This is a genomic window from Aureimonas sp. AU12 (assembly GCF_001463705.1).
Taxonomy (GTDB): Bacteria; Pseudomonadota; Alphaproteobacteria; order Rhizobiales; family Rhizobiaceae; genus Aureimonas.
The window spans coordinates 115,398-126,695 of sequence record NZ_BBWH01000001.1; the positions used below are offsets into that span (position 1 = coordinate 115,398).

General features: G+C 67.0%; 8 protein-coding genes and 1 tRNA gene. 6 read left to right on the top strand and 3 right to left on the bottom strand.

Annotation, left to right across the window (positions count from 1 at the left end):
- The first annotated feature begins 22 nt into the window (after nucleotides 1-22).
- A complete protein-coding gene (gene recG / locus AUL33_RS00625) occupies nucleotides 23-2,131 on the top strand; it encodes an ATP-dependent DNA helicase RecG (protein ID WP_062202598.1) in 2,109 nt (702 codons plus the stop codon).
- Nucleotides 2,132-2,139: 8 nt separating this feature from the next.
- Here the strand turns inward: recG and glmS are convergent, their stop codons facing one another.
- The 3 genes from glmS to AUL33_RS00640 form a co-directional block, all read right to left on the bottom strand.
- Entirely contained in the window at nucleotides 2,140-3,966 is a 1,827-nt protein-coding gene (gene glmS / locus AUL33_RS00630; RefSeq protein ID WP_062202600.1) for a glutamine--fructose-6-phosphate transaminase (isomerizing), read from the bottom strand.
- Nucleotides 3,967-4,088: 122 nt separating this feature from the next.
- Complete coding sequence (gene glmU / locus AUL33_RS00635) at nucleotides 4,089-5,453, bottom strand: bifunctional UDP-N-acetylglucosamine diphosphorylase/glucosamine-1-phosphate N-acetyltransferase GlmU (protein ID WP_062202602.1); 1,365 nt, start codon at nucleotides 5,451-5,453, stop codon at nucleotides 4,089-4,091.
- A gap of 65 nt (nucleotides 5,454-5,518) precedes the next feature.
- Entirely contained in the window at nucleotides 5,519-6,256 is a 738-nt protein-coding gene (locus AUL33_RS00640) for a cytochrome c biogenesis CcdA family protein (protein ID WP_062202606.1), read from the bottom strand.
- A 172-nt stretch (nucleotides 6,257-6,428) separates the two neighbouring features.
- Here AUL33_RS00640 and AUL33_RS00645 point away from each other — a divergent pair.
- The 5 genes from AUL33_RS00645 (at nucleotide 6,429) to AUL33_RS00665 (ending at nucleotide 11,281) form a co-directional block, all read left to right on the top strand.
- A tRNA-Lys gene (locus AUL33_RS00645) sits at nucleotides 6,429-6,504 on the top strand.
- A 354-nt stretch (nucleotides 6,505-6,858) separates the two neighbouring features.
- Complete coding sequence (locus AUL33_RS00650; RefSeq protein WP_062202608.1) at nucleotides 6,859-8,493, top strand: ABC transporter ATP-binding protein; 1,635 nt, start codon at nucleotides 6,859-6,861, stop codon at nucleotides 8,491-8,493.
- A gap of 238 nt (nucleotides 8,494-8,731) precedes the next feature.
- Complete coding sequence (locus AUL33_RS00655; RefSeq protein WP_062202610.1) at nucleotides 8,732-9,238, top strand: MarR family winged helix-turn-helix transcriptional regulator; 507 nt, start codon at nucleotides 8,732-8,734, stop codon at nucleotides 9,236-9,238.
- A complete protein-coding gene (locus AUL33_RS00660) occupies nucleotides 9,235-9,948 on the top strand; it encodes an SDR family NAD(P)-dependent oxidoreductase (protein ID WP_062202612.1) in 714 nt (237 codons plus the stop codon). Before AUL33_RS00655 ends, AUL33_RS00660 begins: the two co-directional genes overlap by 4 nt.
- Nucleotide 9,949: 1 nt before the next feature.
- Entirely contained in the window at nucleotides 9,950-11,281 is a 1,332-nt protein-coding gene (locus AUL33_RS00665; RefSeq protein ID WP_062202614.1) for an FAD-binding oxidoreductase, read from the top strand.
- Nucleotides 11,282-11,298: the final 17 nt, after the last annotated feature.

Genomic DNA, 11,298 nt, shown 5'->3' on the forward strand with positions numbered 1-11,298 from the left:
AACAGACGATAAACGTGCGGCGATGCGCCCCTCGATCCTCGACCCCCTGTTCGCCTCCGTCTCAACGCTCAACGGCGTCGGACCGAAGGTGTCGGCCCTCCTCGCCGGGCTCGTCGCACCGGCGGGGGCGGAGGACGGCGCTCGGGTGCGCGATCTTCTGTTCCACCTGCCGAGCGGGGTCATCGACCGGCGCCGACGCGAGGAGATCGCGACGGCGCCGGAGGGCGTTCTCGTGACGCTGGAGGTGCGGGTCGACCGCTACGTGATGCCCTCGCGCGAGGCGCGCAGCCAGCCGGCGCGGGTGATGGCGCAGGACGCCACCGGCGAGATCGCCCTCACCTACTTCCGCGCCCAGCCGCAATGGCTGGAGAAGCTGCTGCCGATCGGCGAGACGCTGCTCGTCTCCGGCAAGGTCGATTGGTTCAACGGTCGTCCCTCGATGATCCATCCCGATTTCGTCGGCAGCGCCGAGGACGCCGCGTCCCTGCCGTTGGTGGAGCCGGTCTATCCGCTCACCGCTGGCCTTTCATCGCGCGTCCTGCGGCGCGGCGTCGACAGCGCGTTCGCCAAGCTGCCTGCGCTGCCGGAGTGGATCGAACCCAGTGTCCTCAAGCGCGAAGGCTTCCCGGCCTTCGCCGATGCCCTGCAGGCGCTTCATAATCCGGCCGACCCCAGCGATCTCGGCCTGACGAAGCCGAGCTACCGAAGGCTTGCCTATGACGAATTCATGGCGAGTCAGATGGCGCTGGCTTTGGCGCGGCAGAACGCGAGAAAGCAACCGGGCCGGATCCTCGGCACAGACGGTGGCTTGCGCGCCCGCGCTGAAGGCGCGCTGCCCTTCATACTGACCGACGGGCAACGCGGCGCGCTGGCGGAGATCTATGCCGACATGGGCCGGCCCGACCGCATGCTCCGGCTGCTGCAGGGCGATGTCGGCGCGGGCAAGACCGTGGTGGCGCTTCTCGCGATGGCGGCCGCGAAGGAATCGCGGGCACAGTCGGCGCTCCTGGCACCGACCGAGATCCTCGCCCGCCAGCATTTCGCCGGTCTCGCCCGCTACTGCGACGCCGCCGGCCTGTCGATCGTGCTGCTGACGGGCCGCGACAACGGTCGCGTCCGCAAGGCGAAGCTCGAGTCGATCGTCAATGGCGACACCGATATCATCGTCGGCACCCATGCGCTGTTCCAGGACGACGTCGCCTATCACGACCTCGGGCTGGTCGTGGTGGACGAACAGCACCGGTTCGGTGTTCACCAGCGGCTGACGCTGACGCGCAAGGGCCGCGCACCCGACCTTCTCGTGATGACGGCGACGCCGATCCCGCGCACGCTCGTGCTCGCCGCCTTCGGCGACATGGATGTCTCCCGGCTCTACGGCAAGCCGGCAGGCCGCAAGCCGATCACCACAGTCGCCGTTTCATTCGACCGGCTGGACGAGGTCGTCGCCCGCGCCGGCCGCGCCATCGAGGAGGGCGACAAGCTTTACTGGGTCTGCCCACTCGTCGAGGAATCGGAGAAGAGCGACCTGACAGCCGCCGAGGAGCGCGCGGACGTGCTGCGCCAGTTCTTCGGGGACAAGGTGGGCCTCGTCCACGGCCGAATGACGGGGCCGGAAAAGGACACGGCGATGGCGGACTTCAAGTCCGGTCGCACCCGCATCGTCGTCGCCACCACCGTCATCGAGGTCGGCGTCGACGTGCCCGATGCCTCGATCATCGTCATCGAGCATGCCGAGCGGTTCGGTCTCTCGCAGCTCCACCAGCTTCGCGGGCGCGTCGGGCGCGGTGACAAGGCGTCGTCCTGCGTGCTCCTCTACCGCGCACCGCTCGGCGAAACCGCCAAGGCGCGCATCGCTGTGATGCGCGAGACCGAGGACGGTTTCCGCATAGCGGAAGAAGACCTCAAGCTGCGCGGCGAAGGCGATCTTCTCGGCACCCGCCAGTCCGGCCTCCAGAGCTTCCGCATCGCGCGCGTCGAGGAGCACGCCGACCTCATGGAGATCGCCCGCGACGACGCGCGGCTGCTGCTCGCCACCGATCCCGATCTCGCCTCGCCCCGTGGCCAGGCGATGCGCGCCCTCCTCTACCTGTTCGGCAAGGACGACGCGATCCGCCTGCTGCGCGCTGGTTGAGGCTGTCGCTACTCGACGGTAACGGACTTGGCGAGATTGCGGGGCTGGTCGACATCCGTGCCCATCTGCACCGCCGTGTGATAGGCCAGCAGCTGCAGCGGCACGGCGTAGACGATCGGCGTCAGGATCTCCGGCATGTCGGGCAGCACGATCGTGTGCGTCGTCTGGATCGCGCCGGCAGCGGCGCCGCTCTCGTCGGTGAAGAGCACGATCTTGCCGCCGCGCGCGGCAACCTCCTGCATGTTCGAGACCGTCTTCTCGAAGACCCGGTCGTGCGGCGCGATCACCACCACCGGCATCGTCTCGTCGATCAGCGCGATCGGTCCGTGCTTCAGCTCGCCCGCCGCATAGCCTTCCGCGTGGATATAACTGATTTCCTTCAGCTTCAGGGCGCCCTCCATGGCCAGCGGGAACGAGAAGCCCCGGCCGAGGAAAAGCGCGTGGTTGTGCGTGGCCATGTCGCGGGCCAGAAGCTCGATCGCATCCTCGCAGTGGAGCGCGGCATTCACCAGACGCGGCGCTTCGGCCAGCGCCCGCGTCAGTTCCAGTTCGCCGTCGCCGTCGATCACGCCGCGATCGACGCCTGCACGGATGGCGAGGGCCGCAAGCGCCATCAGCTGGCAGGTGAAGGCCTTGGTCGAGGCGACGCCGATCTCGGGTCCCGCCAGCGTCGGGAACATGAAGTCCGCCTCGCGCGCGATCGTCGATTCCTGCACGTTCACGATCGCGGCCGTGCGCAGCCCCTCACCCTTCGCATAGCGCAGCGAAGCCAGCGTGTCGGCGGTCTCGCCGGATTGCGAGACGAAGAGCGCCAGATCGACGTCCGACAGCGGGCTCTCGCGGTAACGGAACTCGGAGGCGACATCGAGATCGCAGGCGATTCGCGCATAACGCTCGAAGAAGTAGCGGCCGACGAGCGCGGCATAGTAGCCAGTGCCGCAAGCGGAGATCGCGATACGTCGCACGTTCGAGAAGTCCAAGGACTGGCCCTGCGGTAGCCGCGTCCGCCCCGTCGTCATGTCGACGAAGGCGCCGAGCGTGTGCGCGAGAACCTCGGGCTGCTCGTAGATCTCCTTCTGCATGAAGTGGCGATGGTTGCCCTTGTCCACGTAGAAGGTTTTGCCGGTGGAACGGCGAAGCGGGCGCTCGACGGGCCGGTCTAGCGCGTCGAAGATCTCGACGCCGCCATGGGTCACCACAACCCAGTCGCCATCTTCGAGATAGCGGACGGCATCCGTGAAGGGCGACAGGGCGATGGCGTCGGAGCCGAGAAACATCTCGCCCTCGCCTTCGCCCACCGCCAATGGGCTGCCTCGGCGCGCGCCGATGAGGAGGTTTTCCTCACCTGAAAAGACGAAAGCCAGCGAAAACGCGCCCTCCAGCCGCTTCAGCGTGGAAGAAACGGCCTCGCGCGGCGAAAGGCCCCGATCCATCTGGCGCGTGACATAGACCGCCACCGCCTCCGAATCCGTCTCGCTTTCGAATCTGTAGCCGTCCGCCTGCAGGTCGGCCTTCAGGTCGCGGAAGTTCTCGATGATCCCGTTATGGACCACTGCCAGCCGCTTCGTCGCATGCGGGTGGGCATTGGCTTCGTTCGGCACGCCATGCGTCGCCCAACGGGTGTGGCCGATGCCGATAGTGCCGACCAGCGGCTCTTCGAGGAGCCTGGCCTCGAGATTGCGCAGCTTGCCTTCGGCGCGCCGACGCTCGAGCCGCCCGTCCTGCAGCGTCGCGATGCCGGCGGAATCATAGCCGCGATACTCGAGCCGCTTCAATGAATCGACGAGACGCGAGGCGACGGGCTCGTGGCTGATGATGCCGATGATGCCGCACATGGGCGCTCTCCGTTTTCGCGAAATGGGCCGGACCTTACCGGCAAATCATGAGTGAAGGCTTCCCACGACGGAAGAACCGGCAGCAAGTGCGACGGAAGCCGTAGAGCCCGCTCGCCCTGAGATCACCCGATCGGTTTGGCCGCCGCCTTCTTGCGGGCGGCGTTGCGCGCATTGATCTCGCGCCCCCGGCCTTCCTTCACCACCTGCCGCGCCCGGCCGAGCGCCAACGCCTCGGGCGGCACGGCGTCGGTGACGACGCTGCCCGACCCCACATAGGCGCCGTCGCCGATCGTCAGGGGCGCGACGAGCGAGGAGTTCGAGCCGATGAAGACGCCGGCGCCGATCTCGGTGACGAACTTGTTGAAGCCGTCGTAATTGCAGGTGATCGTTCCCGCGCCGATATTGGTCTCGGCGCCGATCACGGCATCGCCGAGATAGGTCAGGTGGCTGACCTTCGCGCCGGGGCCGATCCGCGCGTTCTTCGTCTCGACGAAATTGCCGACCTTCGCGCCCGCGCCGAGATCCGTGCCCGGCCGCAGTCGAGCGAACGGGCCGACGGACACGCCCTCGCCGACGCTCGCCCCCTCCAGATGGCTGAACGCATGGATCGTCGCCCCGGACGCCACCGTGACGCCGGGTCCGAAGACGACATGAGGCTCGATCACGACGTCGGCCGCGATCGTGGTGTCGTAAGCGAAGAACACGGTCTCCGGCGCGGCCAGCGTCACGCCGCCCAGCATCATCTGATCGCGCCGGCGGGCCTGCCAGAGGCCCTCGACGCGCGCGAGTTCGACGCGAGTGTTGACGCCCAGCACCTCGGTCTCTTCCGCCTCGACGCACCGCACCGCAAGGCCTCGGCTCGCGGCGACTTCGACGATGTCGGTCAGGTAGAATTCGCCCTTCGCGTTGGCGTTGCCGATGGCGTCGAGAAGGCTCAGCGCCTGCCGACCGTCGATCGCCATCACCCCGCCATTGCAGAACTCGAGACGCCGCTCGGCTTCGCTTGCATCCTTCTCCTCGCGAATGGCGACGAGATCGTCACCCCGAAGGATCAGTCGCCCGTAGCCGGTGGGCCGGGTGGAGCGGAAACCGACGACGCAGACCGCGGCGCCCGCCGCGAGTTCCGAGCGCGCGAGCGCCAGCGTCTCGGGCCGAACCAGCGGCGTGTCGCCGAAGAGGACGATGACGTCGTCGAACCCTTCCGCCAGCGCTTCGCGCGCGGCCAGGACCGCATGCGCGGTGCCGAGACGCTCGGCTTGCACATGCGTCGAAGCGCCGGGAATGGCCCCGCGCACCACGGCCGACACGGTCTCGGCCTCGCGCCCGACCACGACGGCGACACGCCCCGCTCCCACCGCTTCGGCCGCCGCCGCCGCATGAAGCACGAGCGGGCGTCCGGCCACGTCATGCAGCACCTTGGCTTTCGCCGACTTCATGCGCGTGCCCTCGCCGGCGGCGAGCACGATCGAGAGGCAGGTTCTGGACATCTGCGGCTTCCGGCTGTGATCCTCGTCACCGCCGAATAGCACGACTGGCCGCTCCGGCAACCGCCCTATCCGATCCGCTGGAAGGCCGGAAAGGTTTCGAGCAGCCAGAACGACATGGTCTGCATACCGCCGGTGAGGAAGAGGATGCCGGTGACGACGAGAAGCCCGCCCATCACCTTCTCGACCGCGCCGAAATGGCGGCGGAAGCGGGTCATCAGCTGCAATGCGGCACCGGAAAATGCGGCGGCGAGGATGAAGGGAATGCCGAGCCCGGCGGAATAGAAGGCCAGCATGGTCGCGCCTTCCCCGACGCTAGCGCGCGTTCCCGCGATGCCGAGGATCGCGCCGAGCACGGGTCCGATGCAGGGGGTCCAACCGAAGGCGAAGGCTAGACCCATCGCATAGGCGCCGAAGAAACTGCGCGGCCGATCGGGCGCCTGCAGCCGGGCCTCGCGCGAGAACAGGGCGATGCGGAAGACACCGAGAAAGTTGAGCCCCATCGCGATGATGGCGAGGCCCGCGACGATCCCGAGCCAGTCGAGATTGCGGCGCAGGATCTGTCCGACCGACGAGGCGCCGGCACCGAGCGCGACGAACACCGTGGCGAAGCCAAGCACGAAGATCACCGCGGTCAGCACCAAGCGGCCGTAGCCGGCCTTCGGCATCCGCTGCCCCGCCCGCAGATCTTCCATCGACACGCCGGCCATGTAGCAGAGATAGGGCGGCACGAGTGGCAGGACGCAGGGAGACAGGAACGACAGCGCGCCGGCGAGCAGCGCCGTCGGATAGGAAATTTCGAACACGCGGAGCCGAACTCCCTTCTCGAACGACGCTTCACGCGGCCCGTCGGCGACCGCTTCGGCGCGACATTCCGCACCCGTGGGAAACCCGTTTTCATGGCGCAATTGCGGTTGACCCGCCCATACTCCCTTTCTATGGTCCGCGCCATTGCACAGCATCGCTCCCTGCAGGTGAGAGCGCGTAGCTCAGTTGGTAGAGCACGTGACTTTTAATCATGTGGTCGTGGGTTCGAGTCCCACCGCGCTCACCATATTTCCGGATAGTCTGACATAAGGCTCGAAGGCTCAACGACATTCGCAGCTCAGTGTGTTGGAACGCGGTCGCTTCCATCTAGAATTTATCGCGTTTTGGGAATCGCTTGAGTTAGCTTCTGACGATTGAGCCACGCCTGCGTGACCCTATTCTACTCGAATGAGTCGGCGACGCGGGTTCCGGGGTCGTCCGATGAACCGACCGGCTTTGAGACGATGGTTTGAGCCTTTTACCCGGTGTGGAGACATCTGATCCGGGCAGGTCGCGCAATTCGGCACGAAACTTGCTGGCTGGATTTGCTGCCTCGAACCGGAAATGATCCGCATCTCGTGGCCTCGCCGGAGATCTCAGCATGACAGCCAACGCGCCGCAGACCGATGCTTCGCTTCTCGTGGTGGAGGACCTGACCGTCGCGCTTCCCGTCGGTATGGACCGGCCTCATGCGGTGCGAGGCCTGTCGTTCGAACTGCGGGCCGGTGAAATCCTGTGCATCATCGGGGAGTCCGGGTCGGGTAAGTCGGTCACGGCCAACGCGGTGATGGGACTGCTGCCCTCCACGCTGAAGATCGCAAGCGGCCGGATCCGGCTTCAGGGAGCCGATCTTCTTGGGGCCTCGCCGGCGGATCTGCGCTCGCTGCGTGGGCGCATCGTCTCGATCGTGTTCCAGGATCCACTCTCGGCGCTCAACCCGCTGATGACGATCGGTGACCAGATCCTGGAAGTCATGGACGCTCATCCCGCACAGGCCCCGCGTGACCGGGCAGCGCGCGTCGTGGATCTGCTCACCGAGGTCGGCCTGCCCGATCCCGAGACGATCCGGCATCAATACCCGTTCCGGCTTTCCGGTGGCCAGCGCCAGCGCGTGATGATCGCGATGGCGCTGGCCCTCGATCCCGACATCCTCATCGCCGACGAACCGACCACCGCCCTCGACGTGACGACGCAGGCGCAGATCCTCGAACTCATCGCCGCCATTCAGCGGCGCAAATCGATGGGCGTCATGTTCATCACTCATGATTTCGGCGTCGTCGCCGACATCGCCGACCGGGTGATCGTGATGGAAAAGGGCTTCGCGGTGGAGAGTGGCCCGGCGGCAGGCGTGCTGGGTTCGCCCGTCCATCCCTATACGCAGCGCCTCATCGCGGCAGTGCCGCGAATGCGCACTATCGACCGCTCCGTGAAGGACGATTCCCCCGTCGTGCTGGAGGTTCGCTCGCTCGCCAAGACCTATCGCATGAGCGGCTCCTTTTTCGGCCGGGCCCTCGAGATCCAGGCAGTGGACGACGTGTCCTTCACCGTCTGCAAGGGCCAGACGGTCGGCATCGTCGGTGAGTCCGGGTCCGGCAAGTCGACGCTGGGCCGCCTCGTGATGAAGCTGCTCGACAGCGACGGCGGGCAGATCCTCTTCGACGGACGCGACATCGCGCCAATGCCGGAAACCGAGTTCCGGGCCCTTCGCCCCTACATCCAGATGATCTTCCAGGATCCGTTCGCCTCGCTCAATCCGCGGCTGACCGTCGGCCGGCTGCTGACGGTCGGGCCGATGGCGCACGGCGTCTCCGCAACGGAAGCCCGCGCCAAGGCGGCAAGGCTGCTGGCCCTCGTTGGGCTCGACGAAGGCGCCTACGACCGCTATCCGCACGAGTTTTCCGGCGGCCAACGGCAGCGCGTCGGCATCGCGCGGGCGCTGATGTTCGATCCGCTCGTCATTGTCGCAGACGAGGCCGTGTCGGCGCTCGACGTTTCAATCCAGGCGCAGATTCTCGACCTTCTGGAGACAATTCAGGCCGAGACCGGGGTCGCGATGGTTTTCATCACGCATGACCTGCGCGTCGCCAGCCGGCTTTGCGACGTGGTGGGCGTGATGCATCGCGGGCGGATGGTCGAGTTCGGGCCGCCCTCGCAGATCTTCCATCGGCCCGAACATGCCTACACGCAGAGCCTCGTTGCCGCGATCCCGGGGGCGGACTGGGATCACGCGGCCTGAGCAAGGGCCGGATTGCGTTCGCACGCTGCCTGTTCGGCATGCGTGCGGCGCAAAACGAGGCAGAATGTGCAGCCGCTCAAAAATCTCGCGATAAAGCTGAAATTATAGTTGTTCTTGTCCACTATCGGAGGGATAGTCGCCTCATCGAATGAACGTTTCCGCTGTCCCGGGCTCCTCGGGACGAGCCTGTTCGGCATGCGCCGGACCGGGAAGCGGAGGCTTGCGAAGGGCGCGGGGAATGCCGCACGGGTCGGCCGAGATTGCGAATGCGAGGGCGTTGAAGGCCGAGGATATCGACCTCGACATCCTCGACAGGACGCTCAACTTCTTCGTGCGCACGATCAACATCGCGGTGACACGCGATCTCGATCGGCGGCTCGAAGGGCTCGACGTCGCGCGTGGCACTGGCAAGATCACCACCCTCTTTCTCGTCGGCAATCATCCGGGCATCCGCCCTTCCGTCATCGCCGAGGTGATCCTCAAGGACCGCTCGGCCATGGGCCGTGTCCTCGATGACATGGAAGGCCACGGCCTCATCCGGCGCGAGGTGGCCGGCGACGATTCAAGGGCGCAGGCCCTGTTCCTGACCGTGAAGGGCGAGGCCCTCGCCATCACAGTGCGCGCCATCCTCAAGGAGTCGCGCGACTTCTTCGCGGGCACCGACGACGAGGAGTACGCGATGCTCGTGGAGCACCTGCGCCGGATCTACTGGCGCATAGTCGCCAACAAGGGAGCAAGCGCTTGAGCGCGACCGACACCCCCGCGCCGCGCCGCGTCGCCCTGATCTCCGGCGCCTCGCGCGGTATCGGCCTCGCCATCGCCGAGCGCCTCGCCGCCGAGGGCTGGCACCTGTCGTTGGGCATGCGCGAACCGGCTCTGCCCACCTTCGCCGACCCGGAGCGCACCCATCTCCAGCGCTACGATGCCGCGGCCGGCGGCGAGGTCGAATGGGTCGCGGCGGCCCTAGAGCGCTTCGGCCGCATCGACGCGATCGTCGCCAATGCCGGATTGATGATCCCCAAGACCGTCATCGAGGCCGAAGACGAGGATCTCGACGCCATGCTGGCGGTCAACGTCAAGGCGCCGCGTCGGCTGGCCAAGGCTGCCTTCGAGCCGCTGGCCGCCACCGGCCGGGGCCGGGTGATCGTCCTGGCGTCGCTGTCGGGCAAGCGGGTGAAGTCGCCGACATCCGGCCTTTACTCGATGACCAAGTTCGCCGCCGTGGCGCTGGCCCACGGAATTCGACAATGCGGCTTCGACCGTGGCATCCGCGCCACCGCCGTCTGCCCCGGCTTCGTCGGCACCGACATGGCCCGGGCGCTGACCGATCGCGACGAAGCGGCGATGACGAGCGCGGCGGAACTCGCTGGCATCGTCTCGATGCTCATCGGCCTTTCCAACACCGCGAGCGTCGCCGAGTTCGCCGTCAACTGCCAGCTCGAGGAGAGCTTCTGACATGCCCGGTCCCTATGTCGATCCGTTCCACGGCGGTGCCGACCTCCCCGAAAAGGTGGATGTCGTCGTCATCGGCAGTGGCATCATCGGCGCCTCAACGGCGCTGGAACTGGCCGAGCGCGGCGTCTCCGTGGCGCTGTGCGAGAAGGGCGGCATCGGCCACGAGCAGTCCAGCCGCAACTGGGGCTGGGTGCGCATCTCACGCCGCGATCCGCGCGAGGTGCCGCTCATGGCTGAGGCCCTGCGGATCTGGCAGGGGCTCGACGAGCGCATCGGCCGCCCCACCGGCTACACGCGCGCCGGTATCGTCTTCACCTGCGCCGACGACCAGTCGCTGGCCGAGCACGAGCGCTGGGGCCGCAACCTCGAGCCCTACCAGATCGAGCATCGCATGCTTTCGGCGCGCGAGCTCGACGAGCTCCTGCCGGGGTCGCGCATGACCGCAAAGGGCGCGCTCTACACGCCGACCGATGGCCGGGCCGAGCCGCAGAAGGCGGCGCCCGCCATCGCCGAGGCCGCGCGAGAGCATGGCGCCCACGTCCTTACCGAATGTGCCGTGCGCGGCATCGAGACGACCGGCGGGAGGGTGTCCGGCGTCGTCACCGAACGCGGCTCGATCGCCTGTGGCTCGGTGGTTCTGGCCGGCGGAGCGTGGTCGAGCCTCTTCTCGAACCGTTTCGGCATCGACCTGCCGCAGCTGAAGGTCCTCAACAGCGTGCTGCGCACCAAGCCGCTCGAGGGCGGCCCCGACCAGGCGGTCTGGGCGCAGGATTTCGCCATCCGCAAGCGCCGTGACGGCGGCTACACGGTGGCCTCGGGCCACGAGAACGTCGTCGACATCGTGCCCGACTCGTTCCGCCATGCGCGCGATTTCGTGCCCTCGCTGCGCTCCGAATGGCGTTCGCTACGCTTCCGCCTGGGTGGACGTTTCACCGACGAGATGCGCATGGATCGAAACTGGGCGCTCGATGAGGCCTCGCCCTTCGAATACAATCGGGTGCTCGACCCGAAGCCCGTCAAGGCTATCACCGACCGAGCCTTCAAGGCGCTGCGCGAGAACTTCCCGGTCTTCGAGAAGGCCGAGATCGCGCAGGGCTGGGCCGGCTATATCGACGTGACGCCCGACGCCGTGCCGGTGATCTCGCCCGTCGACGCCATTCCCGGTTTTCACATCGCCACCGGGTTTTCCGGCCACGGCTTCGGCATCGGCCCCGCCGCCGGACGCCTGATGGCCGACATCGTCACCGACCGGCCGCCGCTCGTCGACCCCCACGACTTTCGCTTCTCGCGCTTTTCCGACGGCTCGAAGATCGAGCTGATCAGCGGTTTCTAGCGTCCCTCCAACCCGGC

Excerpts from the sequence above, each read along its gene's own strand:
- recG (WP_062202598.1), top strand. The coding sequence starts at position 23 with ATGCGCCCCTCGATCCTCGACCCCCTGTTCGCCTCCGTCTCAACGCTC.
- glmS (WP_062202600.1), bottom strand. The coding sequence starts at position 3,966 with ATGTGCGGCATCATCGGCATCATCAGCCACGAGCCCGTCGCCTCGCGT.
- glmU (WP_062202602.1), bottom strand. The coding sequence starts at position 5,453 with ATGTCCAGAACCTGCCTCTCGATCGTGCTCGCCGCCGGCGAGGGCACG.
- AUL33_RS00650 (WP_062202608.1), top strand. The coding sequence starts at position 6,859 with ATGACAGCCAACGCGCCGCAGACCGATGCTTCGCTTCTCGTGGTGGAG.
- AUL33_RS00655 (WP_062202610.1), top strand. The coding sequence starts at position 8,732 with ATGCCGCACGGGTCGGCCGAGATTGCGAATGCGAGGGCGTTGAAGGCC.
- AUL33_RS00665 (WP_062202614.1), top strand. The coding sequence starts at position 9,950 with ATGCCCGGTCCCTATGTCGATCCGTTCCACGGCGGTGCCGACCTCCCC.